We start from the raw sequence: 26,737 nt of genomic DNA on the forward strand, positions 1-26,737 counted from the left end.
CTGCTCGAACCTTTGCGACTCCCCGGGACCCGCGACCCGTGGAGGGGCCGCGGGCCGGGTGCGGTCAGCGTCGGCGAGGTCCGGCTTGCGCGCGTGCCTCGGCGGCGTCCAGGTCGGCCGCGTCGGTCAGGGTCGAGTTGTCCTCGTAGGTGACCGAATCCGGGACGGCGTCGCTGCCGACCGGGTCGGCGTCCCACACATTGCCGCGGTAGACCACGTTGTCCAGCGGCGGGTGGACGTGCAGCACGGCGGTGTTGTCGGCGCGCCGCACCACGTTGTCCGCCACCGTCACCCACGCCGCGCCGTAGTCGGTGTAGAGGGCGAAGTTGTACGGGGTGCGGGTGTCGGTGACGACGTTGCCGCGCACCACCGCCCCGTCCTCGTGTGATTCGCCCTGCGGCCCGGACACATAGATGCCGCCGCCGTCGGCCAGCACGCCCATCGCGCCGGTGACGTGGTTGTGCAGGATGCGCGTGCCCTTCGCCGGGCCGCCCACGATGCCGCAGTGCGGGACGTCGTTCACGCGGTTGTGCGCGACCGTGCAGTCCACCGTGGCGAGGAGGGCGATGCCGGGCGAGCCCGAGTGGTCGAGCCCGACGCGGTGGACCTCGTTGTCCTCGACCACCGCCCGGTGAGTGCCGGTCAGGGTGATGGCGCCGGCGGCGAGGGTGTCGAACTCGCACCCGCGCACCACGGTGTCCGCGCCACCGGTGACGCCGAGCGCGGTCGAGCCCAGGCGGGTGAAGCGGCAGCCCTCAAAGCGGATGCCGGTGGTGTCGAGCAGGGACGCGCACGCCGGGACGGTCTCCGGCTCGCCGGTGACGGTCAGCCAGGACTGGCCTTCCACGACGACCACGGTGTCGATCCGGCCGCCGTCGTGGAAGCCGCTGCCGTGGTAGTGCAGGAAACCCCGGTCGCCGGTCGGGCGCAGCCAGGTGGTGTCGGCGAAGATCAGGCCGCGGAAGGAGATGCCGCCGGCCCCCGTCGCCACCAGCAGGGTGTCCCGTTCCGGAGCGACGACCCGGGTGGCGGCGGGGTCCTCGCCGGTGCGCGGGAGGTAGTGCAGGACGTGCTCGCCGGGGCGGGAGCGGTCCAGGGCGAACGTGCCCGGTTCGGTGAGGAAGGACGGGTCGTTCTCCACGCGGGTCGGCATGCCGGGGCCGGAGGAGGTCTGGCCGTCCCAGGAGGAGCTGTAGAGCTGCCGGGCCCAGGAGAAGGCGGGCTGCTTCATGGCGATCGTGCCGTCCGCGACCGACTCGACCGCGAGCCGGGCCTCGGTCCACGGGTAGACGCCCCGATGGACGAACTCGACGCCCGCTCGCCAGTCGAGGCGAGCATCCGTGACGTAACCCGACTCGTTTTCACTCACTTCGCCCGGGATCCCGTCGATCGCGGCCCGGTCGACGCGCAGACCATCGACGGTGAGGTGGCGGGTGTCGAGCGTGCCGACGTCCACGACCCAGACGCCGTCATCGCCCACCCGCCAGCCGGTGATCACCCGTCCGCCGCCGATCACCACCTCGTCCTGCGCGGGTGTGCCGAACCCGTTCGCCTGGTAGATGATCCGGCTGCCGTCCCGCGCGGAGTCCTCCTCGGTGAACTCCCACGGCCCGGGGTATGTGCCCGCCCGTACGTGGACGACCACGTCGCCCGCCGCCTCCCGGGCCGCCCTCCGCGCCCGGTCGATCGTGGCGAAAGGCTGTTCCGCGGTGCCGGGGGTGTCGTCGTCGCCGTCGAGTGCCACGTGAACTTCGGTTGTGTATGCCATAAACGCATTTATACTATAAACAGGAGGTATCGGGTGACGCAGGACAACGAGCGGGTCGAACTGCTGTGGCGCGAGGAGGACGCGCGGCCGGGGCTGAGCCCGGACCGGGTGGTGGCCGCCGCGGTGGAGGTCGCCGACGCGGAGGGCCTGGCGGGCTTGTCCATGCGCAAGGTCGCCGAGCACCTGGGCTTCACCACGATGTCGCTGTACCGGCACGTGCCCAGCCGGGAGCACCTGGTCGACCTCATGCGCGACGCCGTCCTGGACGCACCCGCGCCCGACGACACCGGCGCACCGTGGCGCGAGCGCCTGGAGACGGCCGTCCGGCACGGTTGGGAACTGCGCAAACGCCACCCGTGGCTGGCTGAGGAGCGCAGCACGCGGCACCTCCCGGGGCCGAACGCGCTGGCGCACTACGAGCACCTGCTGAGCATCCTGGCGAGCACTTCCCTGCCGCCGGCGGAGGTGGTGGCGGCGGCGGGCCTGCTCGGCCGCTTCCTCGACGCCGAGGCCCTGGCGCTGGTCCAGGCGGCGCGCGCCGAGCGGGACAGCGGGGTGAGCGACGAGGAGTTCTGGGGTGCGCGCGACGGGCTCTGGTCGCGGATGAGCCGCTACCCGACCCTCACCGCGCTGTGGGAGACAGGCGGTTTCGAGCAGCCGGACCCGTTCGAGTTCGGGCTGGCGCTCCTGCTCGACGGCGTAGAGTTGCGCATCGCGCAACGTGAGGGAACGCGTGACGAAACCTGCGCGATGTGCGGCGGGCCGATCGAGCAACCCGCCTCGGGCCGTCCGCGCGCCTACTGCTCGCGAAGTTGCCAGCAACGCGCCTACCGCAGCCGGAAGCGCTGACACCACCGGCATCACGCCGGCGCGGTCAGGAGTCGCAGCGGGCTTCTAGTGAGGTGAGTCGCTAACGGATTGTGGGCCTGAGGCCGGAGTGGCAGCTTGCCCTCGTGAAGAAATGGGGGAGCGTGTTCTACGCGCTGATGCTGGGGGCCGCACTGGCCGCGTGCACGTCGCACAGCGCACGGCCGGAGCAGACGACGGCGCCGGTAGAGGCCCAGAAGAACGGCAAACCGTGCGGTGATCACGTGCGGATCAGCTTTGACACTGACGAGGACATGCTGGCCGGGGTGCCGACTGCGGCAGCCGACGGTCGCGTGCGCAAGGTGTGGACCGAGACCAAGGAACAAGCGCACGAGAGGTTCCGGGACATCTTCGCCAGGCAGCAGGACCTGGTTGCCCGGTCCCGGGTGGAGGGAATGCCCGCTGGTCTCATGCTGCAGGTCAAGCCGGGCACGGACGTGCGCGCAGTGGCGGAGGACCTCAAGCCGAAGTACCCGAAGGCCGCCAAGGTCGTCGAGTTCGTCCACCCGGTGGGGCAGCCGGACGTCCAGGAGTGCCCGCCGTCCGGCGAGTGGCCTGCCAAGTAGCGAGCAGCGCGGTGGTGCAGCACCGAAGCCTTCTCGACCCGTCACCACAACTGGTCGACCTGTGCGGGCAGTGAACGAAGTGCGCCGACAGCGAGTGCGGTGCGAGCAGGTCGATCCGGCGGGGCGTCCGGATGGCGTGGCCGAGTCGTAGCACAGGTTCGACAGCCGCTGTGCGATCCAGGCCGGCTTCGCCGAGCTGTCGGCCACGCACGGTGGGCACCAGCATGTTGCGGCATCCAGCAGCCGTATCCGCTGTGGATACCTCGACTGATCGGTCGGCGCGTTATCTCCCGGTTCGGTGGCGATCCGCCCCCGCTTCGCCGTGACCGGACCGAGGACCATGCCATGAATCCGATGTACCCAACCGAATCCGTGTTCTCCGTGCTCAAGGGTGTGCTCTCGCTCAGCTTCGGACTGGCGTTGTTGGCCCTGCTGGGTTTCGTCGTGTACAAGATCGTCGGCTCGAAGGCTTTCCGGCGACTGCGCGATGGGCTGGACCTGCACGCCGCCCGGACCGGCTACAACCGTGCACTCGAGGACGCCAACATGTACCAGGAGCAGCGCATGCTCCTGGCGGAACTGAAGGACGGGATCGCTGGCACCGCCGCGCAGCTGGAAGAACTGCGCCGGCAGCAAGCGGCGGTGGTCAGCGAGACGGCCACCGTTGAGGTCGAGCGAGAAGCCCGGAAGAAGATGCCGCGGCGCAAGCCGCGCCGGATCGTGCCGGTCCTCACGAGCATCCCGTTTGTCAGCACCGGGCGGCTCGGCCTGACAGCGCCAGTGAACCAGGGAGCCGTCACCGCGCAGATCGAGCGGAAGAAGTCGCGTCGGCTCGTGCCCGTTCTCGAGGACATTCCGTTCGTCAGCATCAGCCGACTCGGTCTGACGGCACCGGTGAACCGCGGAGCAGCCACCGCGACGCCTTGAGCCAAGGCGATCGAGGGTTGCTCCGGCCGCGTCGCCGGAGCAACCCTCCACCCCCAGCGCGGTGTGTCCGCGTTACCTCCAGGGCATGACCAAGACTCCACTCCGACGCTGGGCAATCGCCGTACTGCCGAGCGCTGCCGCTGTCCTCGCCGCAGCTGGGTGTCCCGCACCGCCGCCACGAGGCACCAGCAGCGCGGTGCAGACCACGGCGACCACTCGAGCCACCACGACCCCCGTTGTGGCGCCCAAGGTCGAGCTGCTCGAACCCGAGATCCTGCACGAATACCCGCACGACCGCCAAGCGCACACCCAGGGGGTGGAGATGTTCGACGGCGTGCTCCTGGAGAGCACTGGCCAGGTCGGCCGGTCCTCCCTGCGCGCCACCGAGATGACCACGGGGCGAGTGCTCCGGCAGATCGATGTGCCGGAACCCTTGTACGCCATGGGGATCACCGTCGTTCCCGATGTCGGGGTTTGGCAGCTCACCTGGAGGGACGGTGTCGCGATGCTGCGCGATCCGCGCACCCTCGCCGAGATCCGCCGGGTGCGCTACGGCGGGCAGGGCTGGGGTGCCTGCTTCGACGGCACCCGGTTGATCACCTCCGACGGCATGGATCGATTGATCGTCCGCAACCCGCGGACCTTCGACCGCACTGGCGAAATCCGGGTGACTCACCCGGGTTCAAACCGGGTCGGCGAGCTGAACGAACTGGAGTGCGCGGGCAACACGCTGTGGGCCAACGTGTGGCTGCATGATCAGGTACTGCGCATCGACCTGCCCACCGGCAAGGTCACCGCGGTCGCTGATGTGCGACGCCTGAAGAAGATCGAACGTCCCACCGGGGCGGAGGACGTGCTCAACGGGATCGCCGCGCTGCCCGGCACCGACGAGTTCCTGTTGACGGGCAAGCACTTCGGTCAGACCTTTCACATCCGCTGGAAGGCCAAGGAGAATCGATGAATCAGCGGATCGCCACTGCCTGCGCCGCGCTGACCCTGCTGGCCATCACCTCATGCTCCGGCTCACCATGGGGGAGCGAAGCACCCACGCCACCAGCCGCGCACGCACGCGCGCTGTCGGACGGAGTCGCCGAGCTGACCGCCACCGAGGCACAGCTGGCCGCCGCGGCCGCCAACGAGCCCCGGCGCACCGCAACCCGGCCGGACGGCAGCAACTACTTCACCAGCCTCGCCGCCGTGGGCCGGCGCGGCCGGGTGCAAGCTGAACGGCTGAGCCACAGCACCGGTGAGCGGATGAAGGACAGCCATCTGCCCAACCTCCCTGGCCTGATCGCGACCTTGAACCAGCTGGCCCACCACTACGCCGCGCTCGACGGCGCCTGCCAGCGGGCCGACATCGTCGCGACCCGCGAAGTGCGCCAGGCCATCGTCACCGCGATGGTCACCCTGCATTCCCTGACCCCACACCTGGGAGCCTGACCATGCCCACCCGAACCCGCCTCCTGGCCGCCCTCACCGCACTCGGCGTCATCTGCCCCGCGGGCGCCGCTAGCGCGTCCATCCCGTCACCACCATTGCCCGGCGACTTGCCCATCTCGACAGCGGAACAACGAACCACCACCACCTCACCTGGCGCGCCGACAGCGGCGATGCCGGGTTTCACCATCCCGGGCCCGTTCAACTCGGCTGGGACCTTCGGCGCCCGCCAGCAGTCCTATCTGGACATGCTCACCGCCCGAGCACGCCTGACCACCGTGCCCCAACGCGCTGGCACCCAGCCCGGCCTCGCCGACCTGCGCTGGAACCTCGCCGGGCACCAGGCGCAGCGGGACGCCCAGGAACGAGCAGACCTCAACGGTGCCAACGACAATCTCGCCGCGCTGCAACAGCGACTGCGCACGAACCGTCCAACTGGGGGACTCTGGACCGACCTCACCCGCTCGCTCCCAGGTCTGGGACTGCCGGCCGATGGGCTGCCGAAGTCCATGGAAACCACCGTGCCGCAACGAGGTTCGCTGGCCATGAACCTGTTGACGATGCCCAGTCTGAACGAGGTATCCGGCGGCAGGGCGATCGACCCTACGGCCTTCATCGCAGGCCGTGCCGGTGTGGTGGACGCCTGCCGGTCCGCGATCGCTGGGCGAATCCAGGATGTCGTGCCGAGCGGCGGCCGGGCTGGCGAGGCCGGACGGTGCTTGGACACACCGGTTGGCTTGACCTACCAACAGGGTCCAGCGTTCGACCCGGAGCGCTTCCGCAAGTCGCTGGACGGCCTGGCCGCGAAACCGCCCACGGCACTGGCGCAGCGGCACCGGGAGAACCAGGAGCGTGCGCAGAACCCACCGCCGCCGCCGAAGCTGCCGGACGAGCTGACCCGGTCGATCTCGCCCTGCCGCCGTTTCCACCACACGCTCGACGGTGTCACCGAGTGGGTGCCGCCGTTCGGGGTGGTCAACAACGGCCTCGAACACCTCTGCCTGCTGGCCGGGAAATAGCCGGTGACCTGCTGTTCGTGTTCGACTTGAAGCTACGTGGGGCCGCGGCGGTAGGAATGTTGGCATGGTTGCCAATCCCGCTGTGTCCATTCGAGTCGCGGACGTGGTGCCACCGCGGATCTGCGCTCGACCACCCTCTCCACCACCCCGGAAAGCTGTTCCGGCGGTCTGCCCGGCCTGTGGGCATGTGCCCGGCGGCGGCCGCATCGACTGGCTCACCGGACTGCTGACCCGGGGTGGCTGGGAAGACGGAGTCACCCAAGCGCACCGCCAAGCCCTCCAGCGGGCCCGGACGATCGCGCTGCTCATCGTCGATCTCGACCACTTCAAACTGGTGAACGACCGGTTCGGCCACCAGGCGGGGGATGAGGTGCTGCGGTTGGTCGCCGCGGTACTCGAGGAGTCCACCCGGGCAACGGATGTGGTCGGCCGCTACGGCGGAGACGAGTTCCTGATCCTGGCCCCCGGTGTGAACCTCAGCGGTGCGCTCACCCTGGCCCGTCGGATCTGCCACCGCGTCAGCGCGCTGACCATCGCGCATGACGACCTCACGGGCAACCCGGCCACCATCAGTGGGCTGACCACGTCCGTGGGCGTGGTGGTCCAGCGTCCCGGGGATGATCTCGGCCCGGCCGACCTCGTCCGCTACGCCGATGCCGCGCTCCTGCAAGCCAAAGAGGCCGGGCGAAACCTGATCTACATCAGCAGCCTGCCGAGGTCATGAACGACAACGACATCCACCTCATCGTCTGCGGCCTGCCGAGCGAGTCCGTGGTCACCGCAGTCCAGCAGGCCGGTCTGGACTGGTACCTGGAACCGGTGGCGGAGAACCTCGACCAGCTGTCCTGGTTCCTCACCAGCGACACCCCGCTCATCCGCGGCGGCGCGCACAACGTCCTGGTCATCGGTGAACAGGCCGGACCGCCATCCGAGATCGCGCGGTGGCTGCTCGCGCTGGCTGGCGCCCCGGCCAAGGACCTCACCATCGTGCTGCTCTCCGACGTCTCGCACCCCGACCTGCTTGCCGCCGCCGCCACCCTGCCCGCTGGACGAATCTCGTTGCTGCCACAGGGAAATGATGCCACGGAGTGGGTGCGGGTGCTGACCGACGCACTTCCAGGCGCACCGGCCGGGCAGGTGGTCACGGTGCTGTCCGGGAAGAGCGGCGTCGGCACCTCGAGCGTGGCCTTGACAGTGGCCGCCTATGTCGCGATCGCGGGCAGACTGGATCGGGACCGCGGTCCGCCGAGGGTGTGCCTGGTGGACTTCAACCTCCCGGTGCCCGCCCTGACCGCCTTCACCCAGAGCCGGGACGGACTCCCACTGGACCTGGTGACCACCCCTGACACCGCAACGGTGATGCGTCGCGGCTACGACCTCGTCCTCATCGACACCCACCCACCGCACCCGGACGGCGAGAACCGGCAACAGCCACTGATCGACGCCGCGAGCCAGTTGCTGGTGGTCACCGACACCACGCGCACCGCAGCCCGCAGCACCGCCGCCCTGCTCCAGACGCTCACCAGAACCCACGTCTTCCCCCTGGAATCCGTTGGCCTGGTGTGGAATCGCATCCACCCCGGCATCGATCCGCCCGTAGCGGAGTTTGCCGCCCTGCCCGGCTTGCGCCAGCTGCAACACCTGCCGGACACCGGGCCGAAACACACCACCGCGATCAACAGCGGCGACCTCGTCCGGATCTTGTGGGACAGCCCGGACTGGGCCGCCCGGATCCACCTGCTGGCCGAAGCGCTGCTCGGCCCCAACCGCGTCCAGCCGATCACTCCTGACGTCGCGCGCCTGCTCCCGCACCTGCACCGGGACGGACGCCCGCGCACCAGCTTTCGCCTGCGCCGCAACCCCTTCACCGGGAGGTACCGCGTGCGCTGAGGGTGAACAACCACCAGAAGGGACCAGTCCGTGCGAGCCCTGCGTCCACTGGCCACCGAAGCGCCGACCGTGCCGGCCGTCCACCAACTCTGCCGACGGCACACTGGCCTGACCGCGGCGGCCCTCGCCGAACTCGCGCCGATCGCCACCAACGGCCACAACGCCCATCTGGTGCTTTTCATGGCCCAGCACGCGGACAAGTGGGCCGAGGGCGATGGCGCGCCACCGCTGTTCCTGACCAGGTCCGCGGTGGCCGCCGTGCTGACCGCGGATGACGCGGTCGCCCACGTCGCGGACCCAGCCGTGCGCCGACGGCTGGAAGCGCATCGACGCGCGGGAGAGCATGCCACCGCCTACCTGGTCGGCCTGGCCGAGGGCATGATCCGCCACGCGGTGAGCCAGCTGCGGCTCCGCGAGTCGGCCAAGACCACCGTGGTTGACGCCGCCGACCTGCTCAACACCGCGCGGGCCGCGGTCGCCCAGGGCGTCTGGGCCTACGACCCGGACAAACCCAGTGGCGCGCACTACCTGCGGCCCTGGATCGAGGAGCACATCCGGCGTGACTTGGGCGGGCAGACCTACCAGGTGAGCATCCCGGCCCGTACGCACAACCGGTTCCTGCGGATCGCCGCGATCCACGGGGTGCTGTGCCAGCAACTCGGCCGTGAACCCACCGACGCGGAGATCCTGGCCCGGCCCGATGCCGCCTTCACCCAGGCCGACCTGGAACTGGAGCGGGAGACCCGGCCCCGCAGACAGCACACAGGACTGGGCCTGGGGTCCACCGAACACCCGAGGTTCGGCTACCGGCCGAGCGACGAGCTCGACTTCCGCTCGCTGCCGACACCGGTCACCCACGATCGTGCCGACATCTCGGCCGAGCTGGCGGACCTCGTGGTGACCGAGCTGGACAACGCCACGGACTTCGTCACCTCCGGGTGGCGCGCCGCCCTGACCGTGCTGCAGCTGGGACCGCTGCAGAAGGAGATCATCGCGCGTGCTGTGGGGCTGCCGCCGCACGAGCACCTGCCGGAGTCCGAGCGCAGCGAGCGCGCCATCGCCGCGGCCTTGGACCTCACCCGCAGCACTGTGCACGAGGTGCTCACCGCGCTGCGCGCCGAACTGGGCAAGCCTGGCGGCCGCCTGCACCACCTGCTCACCCGGCTCAACGAGGAGGACCGCCAAGGGTTGGGCCTCCAGCCGTTCGCCACCTTCCTCGGCCAGCTGTCCACGGCCGCACCACCTCCCGGGCCTGCACCGCGCGTGCTCACCAAGGCATTGCCCCGCAGCCAATCCACCGGCAACAGGTGCACCCCGGTCAGGTCCGTGCAGATGGTGCGCTACGAGTGCACCACGGAGGGCTGCGGCTGGGCGGGCTATGAGCGGGCGCCCGGCAGGCGTCTGGTCCTGCCCCGGATCCGTTGCCCGGACTGCGGTCGCATCGCCGAGTTGACGCGCGGCAGGGTCGTGGTGGAGACCCTCGGGGGTGAGGCGAGGTGAGCCTCCACCGTGGACACTCACCTCGCCTCGTCGCCGCGGTCGCGACTCAGCCGAATGCGCCGCCCGCCGCCGGACGACCGATCGCCCGCCATTCCGCCCACTGGTGCCGGACGATCGGCGTCGCGATGTCGCTGACCACCAGCAGCGCGTTGGTCAGCTCGAACAGGTAGTCCGCGGGTATCGGGTAGACGCAGTCCGGGGACTCCTTCGCCGATTCACGCGCATGGGCTTCGTCGACGGAGTTGCCCAGCCGATCGAACAGGACACCGCGATGGCCGACCGACCACTGGCCGACTCCCTGCTCATCGCGACCCCGCCAGGTGACCTCGATCTCGAAGTTCGCGATCTCCTGGGGTTCCGCCTCGTGGGGCTTCAACACCGGAATGCGGTACTCACGCGCGAAGGTGCCCAGTATTTCCCTGGCCCTGTTCGCCTCATGGGTTCCGGGCTTCGGTGTCTCCGCCTTGGCGGTGGTCCTGGAGCGCCGGATGAGCCACACCAGGTAGATGAGCACCCCGCACATCAGGGCGATCACTAGGATCTCAGTCCAGCGTAAGAAGATGTCAGTCAGCGTGCACATGGTGTCCTCTTCGTTGCCGTTGCCGCCACATCGGGCGAGCGGTGGGATGGGCCCACCGCGCACGGCCGGCGGCACCGGCCGTCCGCAGCGGACCCATCCCTCGGCACGCGGCGACGCCCGGGCAGTTAATGCGGGTGGCCGCCGCTGGCGGCGCGGCCACGGCTGCCACCGGCGAAACGACAACAACGGACATGACGCTGGAGCAGAGCCTGCCCAGGTGGATCCGATCGGCGACCCGGCATGCCGAGACGCAGCGCGAGCAGCTGACGCACCTGGCCGACTTCGAGCTGGCCGAGCGCTACCGGGCACTCCGGAAAACCCCGGCAAGTACGAACCGCGCAGGTGCCATGGTGCTCGCGCTGATGTCGGAGGCATGTCGGCGGCGCCTGGACCTTCAGCCGCGCCCGGAGCAGCTGGTCGGCGCCGTGGCCCTTGCCGGTGGCTGCGCCGCCGAGATGCGCACCGGTGAAGGCAAGACGCTTGCCCTGGCGCTCGCGGCCGCCTGCCATGCCTTGCCCGGCACCGGGGTACACGTGCTGACCGCCAACGACTACCTCGCCCAGCGGGACGCGCACCTGCTGACTCCAGCGTTTGCCTTGCTGGGGCTGAGCACCGCCGTGATCACCGCGAGCAACTGGCGGACGGCCCGCCGAGCCGCGCACCAGGCGGACATCCTGTACGCCACTGTCAGCGAGGTCGGTTTCGACCACCTCCGCGACCAGCTGGCTGCCACCGCCCGGGACCGCGTGACGCGCAGACCACACGCCGCCCTGCTCGACGAAGCCGACGCGGTGCTCATCGACGACGCCAGCACTCCACTGGTTATCACCAGCGTGGAGAAGGAAGGAGGATCGGTCTGGCCCGCCCGGATCGCCCCGCTGATCCCAGCGCTGCGCCCGGTCCTGCACTACGAAGGCAACCTCGCCGAACGCCACCTGGACTTCACCGACCTCGGCTGGCACACCCTGCACCAGCAACTGCGCCTCGACGAGCGAAGCTGGCGCGATCCGGGCTTCCTCGCCGCCGCCCAGAACGCCCTGCACGCCTACCTGCTCTACCAGGACGGCCGCGACTACCTCGTCACCGATGAGCACGTCGTGCTGCTCGATCCGCACACCGGCCGCGCCCTCCCACAGCGACGCCTCAGCGACGGCCTGCACGCCGCACTGGAGGCCAAGGAAGGCCTACCCGTCCGTGCCGAACCGCGCACCCTCGCCACCATCAGCATCCAGCGGTTCCTCCGCCGCTACCCAGTGCTGGCAGGGATCAGCGGCACCCTCCGCTCCGAAGCCGTTGAGCTGCACGAGGTCTACCGGCTACCGGTGGTCCGTGTGCCCACCCGGAAACCGGTGGTCCGGCGGGAGTTGCCCGACGAGCTGTTCGCCACCGACCTCGCCCGCACGGCGGCGTTGGTGGAACACATCGCCGACGCCCACCGCACCGGCCGACCGGTTCTGGTCGGCGTGCCCACGATCCGCGCCGCCGAGCAGGTCTCCCGGCACCTCGACGAACTAGGCGTCAACCACACCACGCTCACCGCGCGCGACAACGCCCAGGAGGCCGCCATCATCGCTGGCGCGGGCAGGCTCGGCGCAGTCACGGTTGCCACCGCGCTGGCCGGGCGCGGCACCGACATCCGCCTGGGCGGCGACCCACCCGAGCACGCCGACCGAGCGCGCGAACTGGGCGGCCTGCTGGTCCTCGGCGTCGGCCGCGGCCGCACCCGCCGTGTCGACAACCAGCTCGCCGGCCGAGCCGGAAGGCAAGGTGACCCGGGCACGGTGCGCTTCCTGCTCTCCGCCGAGGACGACCTGCTCCAGGACAACAACCCCACCGCCGTGCGTTCCCTGACCACCGTCGGCTCCAGACCTGTGACCGGACGCGCCGTGCACACCCTGATCCAACGGGTGCAGTCGGTCGCCGACACCCGCCAGTACCTCGCCCGCAAGCAGATGCTCCGGCTCGACGAGATCATCGGTCACCAGCACGACGCGCTCAGCGACCAGCGCGCCGAAGTGCTCGCCACCCCGCTTCCCCTTCTGCTGAACAGGTTCGCCCGCGCCGCCGCGGCGAGCCTGTGGGATTCGGACGAGCAGACCCGGTCGAGAAGACTGCGCTCCATCGGCGCACCGGACCTGCCAACCACCAGCAGCCTCAGCGAGGACGGCCTCGCCGCTGCTCTTCACGACCACCTCGTCGCCAACGAACACACCCGTGGCCTGATCCTCACCGCACTCGACGACGCCTGGTCGCGGCAACTTGCCACCCTCCTCGCCCTGCAGAGCGCCAGCCACACCGCGACCTGGTCCCGAGCCGATCCCGTGGCCGAGTACCGACACCAGGCCGTGCGCGCCTACCAGGCCGCCCGCCGCGAGTTCCAACTCGACCTGCTGCGACGGCTGCTCGCCGACTCCCCACAGTGGACGCTCCCGGCCAGACGGGGCAGCTCGCGTTAACTCGGCCGCGGCCAACCCAACACCAAGGAGACCACGATGTCCGCGACGACCACGCAGACCCTGGCCACCCGCTTGGCGGAACTGCGCCGGACCCCGGCCCGCCGTGCGATCGGCTACACGGCGGGCGGTCTGGCCGCGATCTCCGCGGTGATGATCGCCAGCGCCCAGCTCGACACGCCACCGGGCTCCTTGGCCCGCGAGGACGCCACCGCCACGCCAGAGGTCCCCGCGGCCACCGAGCCACCAAGCTCGCAACAACTCCCGCCCGCGCCTCCGTCAACCAGTCCGCCGCAGCCGCCCGGCTCGTCGACCTCCTCGCAACCACCGCCGCCGCCCGCTGGCACCACTGAGCGACCTGGCCCGCAGACCCCGGTCCAGCACCCTCCGGCCGTAGCAAACGAGAAGGCGCCCGAAGTGCTGCGGCACTTGCTCACCGCAGCAGCGGCCGCCGCTCGCGAGGCTCCAGCCCCATCCAGCGTCCCATCCACGGTGCCGCCCGCACCGCCGACCGCCCCACCCGCAGCTCCGCCCGCGCAGCCGAGCTCCCCGCCCACGATTTCGACCGCACAGCAGGGCACCCGCCCCGCGGTTCCGGCCGCACCGGGAAGCAACCCATCAACGGAATCGCCCGCACCGCCGAGCACTCCGCCCGATGCACCGCCGCCACCATCAAGCCCCCCGGCACCGCCCCCCTCAGCGCCGGCCACGGCACCAGCCCGTCCGGCGCCACCCCAGGCCGAACCAGCACCGAAACCGCCCGCGCTCTCCCCGTCCCGGCCGGATTACCACACGGTCCGTCCCGGCCAGACCCTCAGCCAGATCGCGCACAATCTGCGCACCGACCCGCAACACCTCAAGCGGCTCAACCGGCTCCCCAACGACCGCATCCACACCGGCGACCGACTCCGCCTGCACGAAGCGGTGCCACCCCGCATCGATCGCCCCCGGGCCACACCACCAAAGCCCGCTCAACCCGCACCCCCGCAGACGCGGCCCGCCGCGCCCACGGGCAAGATCCCCGGCCTGCTGCACGCACTCGGCTCCACACCGAGCCCGCCCTGCCTCGTCCCCGTCCCCGGCACCGCGGCTTGCCGCGAGAACCGGTGATCCCCCTCGACCACCACCTAGGAGACCGCAGTGCGCTGCTCCTTCTACTTCACCACACCGGATCCGGCCCGCGATGAGCCCGGCCAAGCCCAGCACCCTGGCGGGAGCACCCTGCGCCTGCTCCGCGAACACCGAGCGGCCAAGCCGGTCGCCATCGGCACCGCGGTCGCAGGCACCATCGCCGCCCTGGCCGCGGCCTCGCCGGTCACCGCGATGCTGGACCCGTCCGCTGGAGCGACCCCCACCGCCGGGGCTCCGCCCACGAGCCCACCGGCTGCGAGCCCTCCGGAGTCACCAGTCAAGGAGCCGGTCCCTCCGCTTGGTGCCCAGCAGGTCCTCGCGCGTCTGGACCAGACGATCCAGGCGGTTGAGCGTGAGCTGCACACCGCTGCCCGTGCGCAACGCCCCGAAGAGGCCGTCAACCGGCTCAACGCGCAGTCAACGCCGATCGCCCAGACCGTTGCCGAGCTCACCAGAACCGAAGACAGCCTACGAGCCCTGCTGGCCACCGACCGGTCCGAGCAGGTCCGTGCGGAACACACACGCGCCGAAGCGCTGCTGCACAAGGCCAGACTCCTGGAACAGAACCACCGCAAGCACACCGGCGAAGCCCGCGACTCCATCGCCCTCGCTGCCCTCCGCCGAGCCGGCGCAGCCGTCGACGAAGCCGAGGCAGCCATGCGCGCACTGGCCGACCTGGGCAGCAGCACCTCACCGGACCTGGACCAACTGGCAGCGGCCGTACGAGAGGCCGCCAAGCCGGTCGCAGTCGCCACCCAGTCCGCGGCCGAAGCCGGCAGCCAGGCTACCGAAGCTCACCGAGACGAAGCCCAACGCCTCAACACCCGAGCCAGAACAGCCCACGAACGGCTTGTCCAGCAACAGAACCAGCTGCCCCAGCACCAGCGCAACGCACTCGCCAGGAAACGCACCGAGGCAACCGCCGCCATTCTGGAAACGGTCCTCCGCGCCCGCAACGCCACCCAGCCCGTCGAACACGCCCTCGCCCAGGCACAGCAACAGCACGACAACCGAACCCGGCTGCTGACCGCCGACCCGGCCACTGCCCAGCGCTTGCTCACCCAGACCAGGCAAGCCCTGGTCGGTGTCCCCGAACAACTACGGCACGCCGCACTCGCCGCTCGCGATGCCCGCGTCCAGCTCACCACCCACCCGCTCGCCGACGGCTTCGCACGTCGCCTCGCGGACGAGCTCCTAACCGCCACCGAGTCCACGATCCAGCGCCGCACAACGGAACTGGGCGCCCTGACCGAGCGCGTCCACACACCACAGCCGCAGTCCGACCACCCAGATCCCGCGCCCCGCCCAGAACCCGCACCCAGGCCAGAACGCAGTGCCAGCAACGGCCCGACGCCCGCACCGCCACCTCCGCCGATCCCCACCCCCTCCGCTCGCGCACCAGTCGCCGCCCCGCCCGCATCTGCGCCCAGCGCTCCGGCACGGGATCCGGGCACGCAGGCGGTACGCGCGGCCCTGACCCAGCTGGGCGTGCCGTACCGCTGGGGCGCGAGCAGTCCCGGTCGCGGCTTCGACTGCTCCGGCCTGACCCAGTGGGCCTACCGCCAGGCAGGCGTGCAGCTCCCGCGCACATCCACCGCCCAAGCGGTCGGCTCCCCGGTCAGCAGGAGCCAACTCCGCCCCGGTGATCTGGTGGTGTGGCGCGGCCACGTGGCGATGTACATCGGTGACGGCCGCATGGTCGAGGCGGGCAACCCCGTTCAGGTCAGCAAACTCCGGACCACGAACCTGAGCATGCCGTTCCTCGGCTTCTACCGACCGACCGGCTGAGACTCCCGATCTTCGGCTGGCTCGGGCTTCGCACGATCGGTCAGCACAGCCGAGGTGACGCCGAGGATCACCACACCGCGACCTGCCGAGGGGTAGGCAGCACCGACCGCACCGCCGCGACCGCCTAGGCGGCCTGAATCCGGTTCAGCGCGGCCCCCGCGGCACCCGCAGGTCGTACACCTGGACCTGAGTGCGCAGGAACCCGAGGTTGAGCGTCACGGACCGATCGTCGGTGTGGTCGGGCGACCACAGGACGCTTGCGCCCGGTTCTCGTCGGTTCCGCAGCCATGGCAACTCTTTCGTCACCTTCCGGACTACCGCATGGCACACCCGGGTAGACAGGACCATGCCGCCACAACAGTTCCCGTTCGCCGCGCTCCGCTGAGGAGCCGTGCCGATCCGCGTGGCGACCAACGGAAACCGTTGAGTCAGCGGTCCATTGTGGACTATGTGACGACTGGGATACCCAGGGAATCAACCGATCGCGGGCTCGATGGTGTCGGTCGATGGTCCGGAGACCCGTTGCCCCGGTCTGGCCGTCAAGGCAGCAGACCGTGTTCGTGCAGACCAATCACCAGGGCGATCACCGCGCTGGCGCTGGCCGCCCTGTCCCGCCAGAACACAGCGACCACGCCAGCATACGCTGCCGGCGCCAGTACTACCGTGGCCATGCTGACCAGCAGCCAGGTGATCATTGACCGCCCCCGCCAGCCTGAACCTCGCGTGATGATCTGTCCTCGGCGCTGAACAATGACACACCGCACCCCCGCATTCCTTCCCATGGCTATTGCGCGTGCGCTAGCGAAGTAGACGAGCACGCGATGACGCGGGAGCGTAGGTCATCGACCGCGCGCCGACTGAAGTGGGGGCTGTCCGCCATATTGGCGACGGCGTTCGAGTAATGTAGAATCCCAGGTAGGGGGTTATGAAACCATCTGTATTGTATTTAACGTTAAAACGTTTTGGTTGTCGCCTGGGGAAACGTGGAACGGTGAAATTGAACTTCTAGACCTTCTGGAAGTTGCGGTCAGAGTGTGGCCACTGACCCGGCAGTCGTGTCGATCAAGCCGACGTCTCCGGCAAATTCGGCCTCGCTCGAGTCGCTGCCGCTGTGACCGTAAACCAGGCCAGCCGCGCGGGTGCGTCAGCGGGTCAGGAACTGGCCGAGGTCGCAGGGCGACTGGCTGTCCCACGCGTCGCGAACCAGGGCCGCAGCCTGGCTCCGCAGCCGTGAGCGCTGACGCGCCCCAGCGACCGGGAGGTCGCCGGGGCGGTGGTTCTCACAGGGGAAGGCACTTCGCCGAGGTCCGGCGGAGCTTGTCGGCGTAGGTCCAGTAGCCGCCGGAACCGGCGAGGTGCCGGACCCAGGTGTTCGCGTTGCGGTTCCACGTGATCGAGGGAGTCGCCCACACCCGGCGGTTGGCCCAGAAGTAGGCGTCGGGGTGGGTCGGGATGAACTGGGAATGGTTCCAGGCGGGAGTTCCGGAGCCGCCGGGATCGACGATGTACTCGCAGACGATGACCTGGTCGGGTCCCTTCGCCGTGACAGCGCTGGCTGCCGTGGCTCCGGTCAGCATGGCGATGGTGAGGACGACGAGGGCGGTGATGCACTGCAAGGCGAGGCGTTGTGCCACTTGGCTTCCCTAAATTGATTGCGCGGCAACGGGTCGCGAGAGTGCGTCCGCCGTCACCGCTGGGTGTGCGTTGCTGGCGAGCCGCGGTCGCGAAGGGTTCGTGTGCGGCTCCGCCCGGGGAGCTAATGCGCGGTGGGCCAAGTGGTTGGTGCGGCCCCGCGGAGGGGAGCGCCGGTCAGATCGGCGCCGAGGAGAGTGAACTGCCGTGCGGTCGCGCGCGATAAACCCGGCGATGAGGGTGGCTGTCCCTGCGACACTGGCCGACATGGAGCAGGTCGAGGTCGTTGTCGCCTATCACGATTGCGTACCCCTGCGCGTCGGCGACGTGCTCTTGAAGATCGACGCTGATCAGTCGCGCACCGACGTCGAAGTCGAGGCGATGGCCATGGCGCCGATCCCGACCCCGGAGGTCCTGTGGCGCAAGCCACCCGCGCTGGCGCTCGCCGCCCTGCCAGGCACGGCACTCGGCCGCTTCGGTCAGCCACCGACCGCGTCGCCTGCGGCCTGGGCCGCGGTGGGGCGGCCGTGCGGATGCTGCACGACGCGCCGCTGCCGCCACGGCCCGGCCGGAGTCCTGGCGGAATCGCTACGTACCTCGACGGCGAATGCGAGTGACTCCTCACCAGTGGCGTCCTGCCCGCCGATCTGGTCACGCGCAACCGCGAGATCGCCGAGGCCGGGCTCCGGCCGTGGACACCGGTGTTCACCCACGGCGACCTGCAGATCAGCCACGTGTTCGTCGACGGTGACGAGGTCACCGGCGTGATCGACTGGACAGAGGCGGCCCAGGGCGACGCCCTGTTCGACCTCGCCACGTTGACGCTCGGCAACGAGGAGCACCTCGGCGACGTCCTCGTCGGCTACGGCGCCGACGTCGACCTCGACGTGATCCGCGCATGGTGGTCGCTGCGAAGCCTGCGGGCGGTCCGCTGGCCGATCGAGCAGGGCCTCGACCCGTCCTCGCCTGGCTGGGTGGCCGACGTGCTGCAATCCCGGCTGTGAGGCCTGGTCGGGTCGGTGATCGGTCGGGTGGCCGAGCACAGCGTGCGGGAGCGGACCAGGGCGCGCTGCCGGACCGCCGGATCGTAGGTGCGCACCAGATGCGCGGTGATGTTGGGCAGGCTCGCGATCTGATCGCGCACCACATGCAGGATCAACCTGCCGAGTCGCTGGTAGACCACGGGGTGTCGAGCAAGTACTCGTGACGGACGGTGCACCACAGGCGCAGGAACAGCCGACGATGACCGGCGCTCAGTCCGAGCTGGTGCGCGCACGGATCGCGGTCCGTGCGCGTGGCGTGCCAGATCCGGGAGTAGACGGTGGGGTTCCGTTCGATCACCAGCTCGCACCTCAGTCGGCCTCGGTTTTCGCCAGAGGTACCGCGTCGGTAACGCCGGAAGGGGTCAGTTCGACACACAACGTCAAGGACGAGGGAGACGATCGGCAAGGGAGGTTTATGGCCAAGCTGACAGCGGAGCGGTTCCTGCACGAGTTCAGCGGCAACACGGCGGCCGATGCCACTATGTCGTTGCTGCGCTCCCGTGACGCCCTGTTGCACCTCTCGTTGATGGCGGCGCATCTGGGTGACGGCCAGATCGTGGACGGTCGGAGCCTCACCGCCTCCATGGACGCCGATCTGCCCTCGTTGCTGCGCAGCTACACCCCGGAGGACAGTGAGCTCTCGCTGACCGCCGATGACCTGCTCGGACGGTGGTGCAAGCGGGGGTGGGTGCGCCGCACGGCTGATCCCAGCGATCCGCGGGTCGAGCGCTACCAGCTGACCTCCGGGGCCATCACCGCCGTCCGGCAGATGCGCAGCCTGAGACGACAGACCTCGATCGCCACCGAGTCCGCGCTGGCCCTGGTGATGACCCAGTTGCGCCAGATCGCCACCGAGGCCAACCCCGATCCGCAAGCGCGGCGGCGGGCCATCGAGGACCGGATCGCCGAGCTGAGCGCCCAGCGCGACGCCCTGGACCGCGGCGAGGTGCCCGAGGTCAACCATCCCGAGCTCGTGGACAAGGTGGCCACCCTCGCCCAGCTGACCGATCGCATCCCCGCCGATGTGGCGGCCTACGGCGAGCACATGCACGCCAACACCGCCCTGCTGTTGCGCCAGAGCCTGGCTGATGACACCGAGTTCGCCGAATCGCTCCAGCGCATGTTCGACGGACACGACATCATCGCCGAGTCGCCGGAGGGCCAGGCTTTTCGCGCGTTCGCCACCGCGATCGCCACGTCCTCGCAACGATCGCAGCTGGAGGCCGACATCGCCGAGGTGCTGGAGCGGGTGGAGGGCCTGCCGGAACACCTGCGCGCCGCGCTCGGGGAGTTCATCACCACGGTGTGGCACCGGGTTCGCGAGGTCGAGCAGACCAGGGGCGCCGCGTTCCGCCGGATCAGCAACTTCGTCCGCAGCGGCGACCTCACCCACTACCGCAGCATGCGCACCAGGGTCAGCGAGGCGCAGGCGTCCGCGGCGCTGGCCTTCCAGCGCACCCACGGTGGCAAGGACATCGGGTTCACGGTGCGGCTGAGCGGCCTGGACGTCCGCTCGGTCGGCCGGTTGCGGCTGGACCAAGGTACCGGCACGGTACCGCCGGAGGTCATCGACACCACGGATGAGTTCGACATCGACCCGGCCGCGCTGGCCGGCCGGGAGTCCATCAACTGGGCAGCGCTGCGCGAGGCCGTGCACGCCGCGATGGACCGTCACTCCGGCCTCGCCACCTTGCCGGAGGTGCTCGAGCAGCTGCCCGGCGCGCGCACCGGAGACGTGATCGGCCTGTGGTCGCTGGCCTCCCGCTACGGCGAGGTCGACGACCAGACCCACCACACCGTCTGGGCCAGCACCGCAAGGGGGCCACGCGAGATCATCACCCCGTACGTGCTGTTCGCCGAGCTCATTCCCGCCGCAGTCGCCCCGCCACCGACCAGGGACCGGTCTGCCCAGCTGACACTGCTGGGAGCACCGGCCGATGACTGACCAGCCGAGCTTCGCCGACATCTTCGCCGAGCCGCAGTCCGACCACGATGCCGCGGCCGAGCAGCCGCGGCTCGATCCGGGTGCGGTCTTCGCCGATGATGACCAGGACACGGCGGGCGTCCTGGTGGACGGCGGCGGCCAGGTCCCGCGGTTCGACGGCGACACCAGCGAGCTGTCGCCACCGGTGTGCTGGGCGTTGCAGGCACTGGTCGCGGCGCCGCACGTGAGCGAGAAGTCCGACAAGACCAGGCGGCACTGGCCCATCGTGCTGCAGCACGAAGCGGTGCTGCGGTCCCGGCTGGCCGAACTTGGACTGCTGCTGGAGATCAACCGCGAGCACCGCCACGCCTTCACCCGGCAGGCTCAGGACCCCTCGCCGCACAGCCGCGTCATCCTGCGCAGCACCCCGTTGCGGCTGGCCGCCAGCGCGCTCGCGCTGTACCTGTACAACCAGTACGTCGTCGCGCTGGACGAGCCCATCGTGGAACGGTCGGACATGATCGACCACATGCTCGGCTACCGGCCCGAGAGCCATACCGACGAGGTCGAGTTCGGCAAGCAGATGGAGCGGGCGATTCAGACGCTCACCGACGCGTCGATCATCAAACCGGTGCGGGGCAGCGAGGACCGGTTCCTCATCTACGGCGTCATCACCTCGATCCTGACCGCCGAACAGGTCAGCGCGCTGGACGCGCGGTACCGGGCGATCGCCCGTGGCGAGGAAGGGGCTGACTGATGGCGAGTCCAACCAGCAGAACAGTCCACATCGGACAGTTTCGGCTGACCAGGTTGCAGGTGGTCAACTGGGGCACCTTCTGCGGTTACAAGAACTTCCCCATCGACGAGCGCGGCGTGCTGCTGACCGGACCGTCCGGTTCGGGCAAGTCCTCGCTGCTGGATGCCCACTCGCTGGTCCTGCTGCCCACCTACGAGCAGCGGTTCAACGCCTCGGCCGACCTGACCGCGCGCGGGGTGAAGCAGAACTCCCGCAACGTGGCCGCGTACGTGCGCGGGGCCTGGTCAGAGACCAACGACGAGCACAACCAGGCCAAGGTCCGCTACCTGCGTGGCGGTGTGCCCACCTGGTCGGCGGTGGCCGCGACCTACGAGGACGGCACCGGCCTGGTCACCACCGGCGCCGTGGTGAAGTGGTTCGCCGGCGTGGACAACGACGGGTCGAAGCTGAACACCCTGCACCTGGTGCAGGACGGGCACTTCGACCTGACCGAGCTGACCGCCTGGGCGGACCGCAAGTTCGACACCGCCTGGCTCAGGCGGACCCTGACCGCGCCGAAGTACCTCCGCACTCAGGAGTCCTACCTCGCCGAGTTGGGCAAGCGGATCGGTCTTGACCACGCGGGCGCCGCGCTGGCCCTGCTGGGCAAGGCGAAAGCGATGAAGAACGTCGGCGACCTGAACCTGTTCATCCGCGACCACATGCTGGACCACCCGGACACCTTCGACGTGGCCCAGCGGATGGTCGACCTGTTCGTCCCGCTCAACGAGGCGTACGAGACCGCGCGCCGGGCCGCCCAGCAGGAGAAGGTGCTGAGCCCGGTGCCGGGGAACTGGAACGTCTACCAGCGCTCCCGCCAGGACCGGGACGTGGCGGACTCCCTGCGCGGCAGCCCGCTGGATCGCTACCTGCGACACCTGCACCTGATCGCGCTCCGGGCCGAGCTGGACCGGCTCCTGGTCGGGGTGGCCCGGCTTGAGGGCTTGGTCGAGTCCCAGAAGAAGCACCGCGATACCGCCCACGAGCAGTGGTTCCAGCTGGAAGGGCGGCTGCGTCAGCACAGCCAGAACCTCCTGGTCCTTGAAGAGCAACGCAAACTGCAGCTGATCGAGGCTGAGCGCGCGGAGGAGCGGTTCCAAGCGCTACGAGGCCCTGATCGACCGGCTCGGGCTGCCGATACCGCAGGACGAAGCCGCGTTCAGCCAGCTGCGCGGCCGCCTGCCGGCACTGGTGGCCGCGGCGGAACAGGCGGTGAACGACCTGCGGCCGCAAGCGCACGAGGCGATCGGCGCGCAGGTCGAGGCCAAGAGGCACCACGAGGAGCGGGAGACGGAGCTGTACCGCCTGCGCTCGGCTAGGTCGCTGATACCGGGGCACGCGGTGGCCCGACGGGACAGCATCGTCCGCGGCACCGGAGTGCCGGTCACCGAGTTGCTCTACGCGGCCGAGCTGATCGACATCGCGGAGGGGCAGGAACACTGGCGGCCCGCGGCGGAGAAAGTGCTGCGCGGATACGGGATGCGGCTGTTGGTCCCGCACGCTCACCAGGACCGGGTGCGTCGCTTCATCGACCACAACGACATGCGCGGTCTGGTCGAGTACAGCGTGGTGACCGCGGTGTCCGCGCACGTGCCCCGGCCAGGCCCCGGCACCCTGGCCGGGAAGCTGACCGTGGACCAGACGCATCCGCACGAGCGCTGGCTCGCCGGTCAACTGGCCAGGCAGTTCGACCACGTGTGTGTCGAGTCCGCCGACGAACTGGACCAGCACCGGATCGCGGTGACCATCAAGGGCACGGTCAAGCTGCCGGGGAACCACTACCGCAAGGACGACCGTCCCGAGCTCACCAACCGGGCCTCCTACATCCTCGGCGCCAACACGGCCGCCAAACGTCAGGCGCTGGAGGAGGTCGCCGAGTTGGCGGTGACCGCGCGGGAGACCGCAAAACAGGCTGGCGCACTGACCCAGCGCCTGGAGGCGCAACAGATCCGGGGTGCCAGCGCCGCGGCGGCCGCCGAGCACAGCTCCTGGTCGCACCTCGACCACGGGACGCACACTCAGCTGGCGACCACGCTTGCCAGGCAGATCAAGGAGATCCGGACAGGTGACCACGACCTGCGTGAGCTGGAGGCGCAACGCGACGAGGCGAAGACCGGGTTCGAGGCGGCGTACGGAATCTGGCAAGCCACGGTCGACAAGATCGGGCAGCTGTCCGAGCGCCAGGCCAAGCTCGGTGACCTCCGGCTCGCCGAGCAGGACCTGCCGCACCAGGTCGATGAGCCGGACCTCGCGTATCTGGAGGAGGTGTACGCGGGCATCGACACCCCGGTGACCGTGGACAACGTCAGCACCGTGCGCAAGCTGCTGATCAGCGCGCTCACCAACCGTGCCGCGAGCGCGAAGAGCAAACAGGACCTGGCCAGGGAGCAGGTGCGCAATGCCATCGCGGCGTTCATCGAGAAGTGGCCGGACAGCGCACCGGACGACAGCGGCGACGTCGACCTCACCGGCGCCGACTTCGCCGCCCTGCACACCGAGATCGTCACCCGGCGCCTGCCCGAGGCGATGAACCGGTTGCAGCACATGATCAGTGAAGAACTCGTGCCGACCATCGCGCAGCTCCTGTACGAGATCGACACCGCGGCGCGCGGGATCGAGAAACGCATCGGCTGGGTGAACGCCGGCCTGCGCCGGGTCGAGTTCAACGAGGGCAGACGGTTGCAGATCTCCTGGCGTGCCAACCTGTCCCCGGACGTCCGGGACTTCCGCACCGAGGTCGACCAGCTGATCATCGCGGCGGCCGGTGCCAAGAAGGACCCGGAACAGCACGTGCGCCAGTTCAAACGGATCCGGGAACTGATGAAGCCGTTCACCGGCACCGACCAGGAGGCGCAGCGGTGGCGGCGCAACGTGCTCGACGTCCGCACCGGCTACGACTTCTACGGTGTGGAGGTCGACCACGAGGACGTCATCACGAACACCCATCGCAACACCGCGACCAACTCCGGTGGCGAGCAGGAGAAGCTGGTGGCCTTCTGCCTGGCGGCAGCGCTGAGCTACAACCTGGCCGACGCCGACAGCGACAGCCGCCCCCGGTTCGGCACCCTGATGCTGGACGAGGCGTTCAGCAAATCCGACGAGAACTTCTCCGCCCAGGCGCTGTCCGCCTTCGACGAGTTCGGCTTCCAGCTGGTGATCGCCGCGCCGATCCGGCTCTCCGGCATCGTCGAGCCCTACATCGGACAGGCGATCCTGATCGACAAGCGGGTCTCCGCCGAAGGCGCGCGGTCCAACGGCAAGTCGGCCACCTTCGGCGAGCTGGCCGACCGCCGCTTCGCCGAAGCCGATGGCGACGCCCGTGCTAGCGCCTGAGCAAGCACTGGAGCTGCTGCGCCGCCGCTTCGCCGAGCGCTACCCCGACTGGGCCCGCGGCCTGGGCAGCTGGCCGCTGCGCGTGCCCCTGGGGCCGCCGACCACCGCACAACGCGCCGAGTCACCGATCGTCTGCCACGAGTGGGCCCACGCGTGGGCCGCCTACCCCGGCCCCGGCGAGATCGAGCACGCCAACCTCCGCTTCCCGACCGCGGTGCACCGGATGCCCAGGACGCTGGTGCTGCACCGCGCGGCTGATGTCGCCGCCGCCCACGCCGAGGACCGGCAGGTCTGGAACCGTTGCGGGCAAAGGCTGGTCCAGCTGCAAGAGACCTTCCCGGATGCGCGGTTCACCGGGCTCGTCCGGCGCATCACCGAACTGCCGGACCTGGACTACGAGCGCCTGGTCCGCGCGGTCACCTGGCTCCGCGCCAATCCGGCTTCCGGGCTGTTCCTGCGCCAACTGCCCATCGAGGGCATCGACACGAAATGGCTGGGCGCGCACGCGACCCTGGTGCTGGCGATGCTCGGCGATGACCCCGAGCACGCGGCCGCTGGTGAACCACTGTCCGGCAAACGCGCCCTGCACCGTCGGCTCGGCCTGCTGGTGGTGCCGGAGCTGGTGCAGGTGAACGTCTGCGACGCCGGACTGCGCGTTCAGTTCGCCGGGATGCGTCATTTCGCGGCGACTGTGGCGGACCTCAACTGGTGGCCACGGCCGCCCAGCGCGGTGGTGATCCTGGAGAACAAGGAGACCGGCTTCGCCGTGACCGATGACCATCCCGGTCTGGTGGTCCTGCACGGCCACGGTTTCCACGTGGAGCAGTACGCCCGCATCTCCTGGGTGCGGTCCGCCCGGCAGGTCCTCTACTGGGGCGACCTCGATGTCCCCGGTCTCCAGTTCGTCAGCGACCTGCGCGGCCATGGGGTGCCCGCCCGAACGATCCTGACCGACACCGGCACCCTTGACCGCTACCGGCACCTGGCGGTGGTCGGCGCCCTGCCGCAGCGCACTACCGCACCGCCGGGGTTGTCCCCGCCTGAGCAAGAGCTGTACGCGCGTCTCACCGCATACGCCGCCGAGCACGGAACCGGTCTCCTGCTGGAACAGGAACGCGTCCCGTGGCCTGTGGCCTACGCCGCCCTCAAGGACGCGCTCGACAAGGCGTGAGGCCGCGCACCGCACGACCCGCTACACGCCCGGTTTGCGGGCGACACCCGCGAAGATCTGCTCCCGCTCCGGACCGTCAGCGCCACGGGGCCCGGCCGGGCGCCAGTCCGCGGTCGGTACGACACCTGGCTTGAGGAGCTCGAAGCCGTCGAAGAACGAGGTGAACTCCGCGCGATCTCGTGGGTGGATCGGGTCCGAGCTCTTCCTCATGACCTCCACCATGGCCGCCATCTCCGCCGGCCGTGAGTCCGCGGTGAAGTGGGACAGCGCAAGATAGCTGCCAGGGGCGAGACGCTGGCGGTAGCGGTCCAGCAGAGCGGCTGGCTGATCGGCGGGGGCGATGAAGTGCAGCACGCCGACCAGCAGCAGCCCGAGCGGCTGCTCGAAGTCGAGTAGGGCACGCACCCGCGGGTCGTCGAAGATCTCCTCCGGGTTGCGCAGGTCCTGTTTGATCGCGGCGACGTTCTCGTTGCCCCGCAACAGGTGTTGGCTGTGGCTGGCCGCGACCGGATCGCGGTCGACGTAGACGGCCCGGATGGCCGGATCAACCTCCTGGGCGATCTCGTGCACGTTGCCGACGGTGGGAATCCCCGAGCCGATATCCAGGAACTGCCGGATGCCCTGCTCGACCATGAACAGCACGGCCCGGCGCAGGAAGGAGCGGTTGAGCTTCGCGATCTCGGGGGCGCCGGGCAGCGCGGCGGCGAATCGCTGAGCCATCTGGCGGTCCGCGGCGAAGTTGTGCGCGCCGCCGAGCAGGCAGTCGTAGATGCGAGCGGAACTGGGCGTATTGATATCCACACCAGCGGGCACCCAGCTGGGCTGCTCGGACACAGGGCTCATGCCTGAGCACGATATCGGTTCCACCCTTCCCGCTCAGGTCTGCTTGATAGGCCGGGCGGGTGACAGTTG

Annotated in this window: 23 protein-coding genes; 17 read left to right on the forward strand and 6 right to left on the reverse strand. The window is 69.8% G+C overall.

Annotated elements, in window-relative coordinates:
• Positions 1 to 64: 64 nt before the first annotated feature.
• Positions 65 to 1,744, reverse strand: coding sequence for a right-handed parallel beta-helix repeat-containing protein (locus tag N8J89_RS16685; protein ID WP_283665267.1), 1,680 nt, complete (start codon positions 1,742 to 1,744; stop codon positions 65 to 67).
• A 57-nt stretch (positions 1,745 to 1,801) separates the two neighbouring features.
• Here N8J89_RS16685 and N8J89_RS16690 point away from each other — a divergent pair, with 57 nt between their 5' ends.
• The 9 genes from N8J89_RS16690 to N8J89_RS16730 all read left to right on the forward strand — a co-directional run bounded on the left by N8J89_RS16690 (position 1,802) and on the right by N8J89_RS16730 (position 9,974).
• The gene (locus N8J89_RS16690) at positions 1,802 to 2,617 is read left to right on the forward strand and encodes a TetR/AcrR family transcriptional regulator C-terminal domain-containing protein (RefSeq protein WP_283665268.1); all 816 of its coding nucleotides are present in this window, start codon (positions 1,802 to 1,804) and stop codon (positions 2,615 to 2,617) included.
• 122 nt (positions 2,618 to 2,739) lie between these two features.
• Positions 2,740 to 3,201 carry a hypothetical protein gene (locus N8J89_RS16695; RefSeq protein ID WP_283665269.1) on the forward strand — a complete coding sequence of 154 codons (462 nt, stop codon included), beginning with the start codon at positions 2,740 to 2,742 and terminating at the stop codon, positions 3,199 to 3,201.
• 345 nt (positions 3,202 to 3,546) lie between these two features.
• The gene (locus tag N8J89_RS16700; RefSeq protein ID WP_283665270.1) at positions 3,547 to 4,128 is read left to right on the forward strand and encodes a hypothetical protein; all 582 of its coding nucleotides are present in this window, start codon (positions 3,547 to 3,549) and stop codon (positions 4,126 to 4,128) included.
• Positions 4,129 to 4,213: 85 nt separating this feature from the next.
• On the forward strand, positions 4,214 to 5,089 hold the full coding sequence (locus tag N8J89_RS16705; RefSeq protein WP_283665271.1) for a glutaminyl-peptide cyclotransferase: 876 nt from the start codon (positions 4,214 to 4,216) through the stop codon (positions 5,087 to 5,089).
• Complete coding sequence (locus N8J89_RS16710) at positions 5,086 to 5,568, forward strand: hypothetical protein (protein ID WP_283665272.1); 483 nt, start codon at positions 5,086 to 5,088, stop codon at positions 5,566 to 5,568. Before N8J89_RS16705 ends, N8J89_RS16710 begins: the two co-directional genes overlap by 4 nt.
• 2 nt (positions 5,569 to 5,570) lie before the next feature.
• Positions 5,571 to 6,584, forward strand: a complete 1,014-nt coding sequence (locus N8J89_RS16715) for a hypothetical protein (protein WP_283665273.1) — start codon at positions 5,571 to 5,573, stop codon at positions 6,582 to 6,584.
• Positions 6,585 to 6,771: 187 nt separating this feature from the next.
• Positions 6,772 to 7,308, forward strand: a complete 537-nt coding sequence (locus tag N8J89_RS16720) for a GGDEF domain-containing protein (RefSeq protein ID WP_283665274.1) — start codon at positions 6,772 to 6,774, stop codon at positions 7,306 to 7,308.
• Positions 7,305 to 8,474 (forward strand): CpaE/TadZ family protein, encoded by a 1,170-nt coding sequence (locus N8J89_RS16725; protein WP_283665275.1) that lies wholly within the window; start codon positions 7,305 to 7,307, stop codon positions 8,472 to 8,474. Before N8J89_RS16720 ends, N8J89_RS16725 begins: the two co-directional genes overlap by 4 nt.
• A gap of 30 nt (positions 8,475 to 8,504) precedes the next feature.
• Positions 8,505 to 9,974 (forward strand): hypothetical protein, encoded by a 1,470-nt coding sequence (locus N8J89_RS16730; RefSeq protein ID WP_283665276.1) that lies wholly within the window; start codon positions 8,505 to 8,507, stop codon positions 9,972 to 9,974.
• 46 nt (positions 9,975 to 10,020) lie between these two features.
• Here N8J89_RS16730 and N8J89_RS16735 read toward each other — a convergent pair whose 3' ends face one another.
• A complete protein-coding gene (locus N8J89_RS16735; RefSeq protein ID WP_283665277.1) occupies positions 10,021 to 10,629 on the reverse strand; it encodes a hypothetical protein in 609 nt (202 codons plus the stop codon).
• Positions 10,630 to 10,745: 116 nt separating this feature from the next.
• Here N8J89_RS16735 and N8J89_RS16740 point away from each other — a divergent pair, with 116 nt between their 5' ends.
• On the forward strand, positions 10,746 to 13,010 hold the full coding sequence (locus N8J89_RS16740) for a preprotein translocase subunit SecA (RefSeq protein ID WP_283665278.1): 2,265 nt from the start codon (positions 10,746 to 10,748) through the stop codon (positions 13,008 to 13,010).
• A 1,320-nt stretch (positions 13,011 to 14,330) separates the two neighbouring features.
• Positions 14,331 to 15,926 carry a C40 family peptidase gene (locus tag N8J89_RS41930; protein ID WP_502868456.1) on the forward strand — a complete coding sequence of 532 codons (1,596 nt, stop codon included), beginning with the start codon at positions 14,331 to 14,333 and terminating at the stop codon, positions 15,924 to 15,926.
• 539 nt (positions 15,927 to 16,465) lie between these two features.
• On the opposite strand, the gene N8J89_RS16750 is transcribed toward N8J89_RS41930, so the two are convergent.
• Positions 16,466 to 16,621, reverse strand: a complete 156-nt coding sequence (locus tag N8J89_RS16750) for a hypothetical protein (protein ID WP_283665279.1) — start codon at positions 16,619 to 16,621, stop codon at positions 16,466 to 16,468.
• Between the two features lie 585 nt (positions 16,622 to 17,206).
• Positions 17,207 to 17,560 carry a hypothetical protein gene (locus tag N8J89_RS16755; protein WP_283665280.1) on the reverse strand — a complete coding sequence of 118 codons (354 nt, stop codon included), beginning with the start codon at positions 17,558 to 17,560 and terminating at the stop codon, positions 17,207 to 17,209.
• 699 nt (positions 17,561 to 18,259) lie between these two features.
• On the opposite strand from N8J89_RS16755, the gene N8J89_RS16760 reads away from it, so the two are divergent.
• Entirely contained in the window at positions 18,260 to 18,562 is a 303-nt protein-coding gene (locus N8J89_RS16760; protein ID WP_283665281.1) for a phosphotransferase, read from the forward strand.
• A 151-nt stretch (positions 18,563 to 18,713) separates the two neighbouring features.
• Here N8J89_RS16760 and N8J89_RS16765 read toward each other — a convergent pair whose 3' ends face one another.
• Positions 18,714 to 18,899, reverse strand: a complete 186-nt coding sequence (locus N8J89_RS16765) for a hypothetical protein (RefSeq protein ID WP_283665282.1) — start codon at positions 18,897 to 18,899, stop codon at positions 18,714 to 18,716.
• 117 nt (positions 18,900 to 19,016) lie between these two features.
• Between N8J89_RS16765 and N8J89_RS16770 the strand changes: the two genes are divergently transcribed.
• The 5 genes from N8J89_RS16770 to N8J89_RS16790 are packed head-to-tail and all read left to right on the forward strand — an operon-like array spanning position 19,017 to position 25,825.
• A complete protein-coding gene (locus tag N8J89_RS16770) occupies positions 19,017 to 20,546 on the forward strand; it encodes a DUF3375 family protein (RefSeq protein ID WP_283665283.1) in 1,530 nt (509 codons plus the stop codon).
• Positions 20,539 to 21,282 (forward strand): DUF4194 domain-containing protein, encoded by a 744-nt coding sequence (locus tag N8J89_RS16775; RefSeq protein WP_283665284.1) that lies wholly within the window; start codon positions 20,539 to 20,541, stop codon positions 21,280 to 21,282. Before N8J89_RS16770 ends, N8J89_RS16775 begins: the two co-directional genes overlap by 8 nt.
• Positions 21,282 to 22,640: an ATP-binding protein gene (locus tag N8J89_RS16780; RefSeq protein ID WP_283665285.1), complete on the forward strand. Its 1,359-nt coding sequence runs from the start codon at positions 21,282 to 21,284 to the stop codon at positions 22,638 to 22,640. Before N8J89_RS16775 ends, N8J89_RS16780 begins: the two co-directional genes overlap by 1 nt.
• On the forward strand, positions 22,534 to 24,654 hold the full coding sequence (locus tag N8J89_RS16785; protein WP_283665286.1) for an ATP-binding protein: 2,121 nt from the start codon (positions 22,534 to 22,536) through the stop codon (positions 24,652 to 24,654). Before N8J89_RS16780 ends, N8J89_RS16785 begins: the two co-directional genes overlap by 107 nt.
• On the forward strand, positions 24,641 to 25,825 hold the full coding sequence (locus N8J89_RS16790) for a DUF3322 domain-containing protein (RefSeq protein WP_283665287.1): 1,185 nt from the start codon (positions 24,641 to 24,643) through the stop codon (positions 25,823 to 25,825). Before N8J89_RS16785 ends, N8J89_RS16790 begins: the two co-directional genes overlap by 14 nt.
• 21 nt (positions 25,826 to 25,846) lie before the next feature.
• Here the strand turns inward: N8J89_RS16790 and N8J89_RS16795 are convergent, their stop codons facing one another.
• Positions 25,847 to 26,668, reverse strand: a complete 822-nt coding sequence (locus tag N8J89_RS16795; protein ID WP_283665288.1) for an SAM-dependent methyltransferase — start codon at positions 26,666 to 26,668, stop codon at positions 25,847 to 25,849.
• Between the last annotated feature and the right edge of the window lie 69 nt (positions 26,669 to 26,737).

It is taken from the genome of Crossiella sp. CA-258035 (genome assembly GCF_030064675.1).
Lineage (GTDB): Bacteria > Actinomycetota > Actinomycetes > Mycobacteriales > Pseudonocardiaceae > Crossiella.

What these genes read in the sequence shown, in the direction of transcription:
- N8J89_RS16700 (WP_283665270.1), top strand. Translation starts at nt 3,547, where the DNA reads ATGAATCCGATGTACCCAACCGAATCCGTGTTCTCCGTGCTCAAGGGT.
- N8J89_RS16705 (WP_283665271.1), top strand. Translation starts at nt 4,214, where the DNA reads ATGACCAAGACTCCACTCCGACGCTGGGCAATCGCCGTACTGCCGAGC.
- N8J89_RS16710 (WP_283665272.1), top strand. Translation starts at nt 5,086, where the DNA reads ATGAATCAGCGGATCGCCACTGCCTGCGCCGCGCTGACCCTGCTGGCC.
- N8J89_RS16715 (WP_283665273.1), top strand. Translation starts at nt 5,571, where the DNA reads ATGCCCACCCGAACCCGCCTCCTGGCCGCCCTCACCGCACTCGGCGTC.
- N8J89_RS16725 (WP_283665275.1), top strand. Translation starts at nt 7,305, where the DNA reads ATGAACGACAACGACATCCACCTCATCGTCTGCGGCCTGCCGAGCGAG.
- N8J89_RS16740 (WP_283665278.1), top strand. Translation starts at nt 10,746, where the DNA reads ATGACGCTGGAGCAGAGCCTGCCCAGGTGGATCCGATCGGCGACCCGG.
- N8J89_RS41930 (WP_502868456.1), top strand. Translation starts at nt 14,331, where the DNA reads ATGCTGGACCCGTCCGCTGGAGCGACCCCCACCGCCGGGGCTCCGCCC.
- N8J89_RS16750 (WP_283665279.1), bottom strand. Translation starts at nt 16,621, where the DNA reads ATGATCACCTGGCTGCTGGTCAGCATGGCCACGGTAGTACTGGCGCCG.
- N8J89_RS16770 (WP_283665283.1), top strand. Translation starts at nt 19,017, where the DNA reads ATGGCCAAGCTGACAGCGGAGCGGTTCCTGCACGAGTTCAGCGGCAAC.
- N8J89_RS16775 (WP_283665284.1), top strand. Translation starts at nt 20,539, where the DNA reads ATGACTGACCAGCCGAGCTTCGCCGACATCTTCGCCGAGCCGCAGTCC.
- N8J89_RS16780 (WP_283665285.1), top strand. Translation starts at nt 21,282, where the DNA reads ATGGCGAGTCCAACCAGCAGAACAGTCCACATCGGACAGTTTCGGCTG.
- N8J89_RS16795 (WP_283665288.1), bottom strand. Translation starts at nt 26,668, where the DNA reads ATGAGCCCTGTGTCCGAGCAGCCCAGCTGGGTGCCCGCTGGTGTGGAT.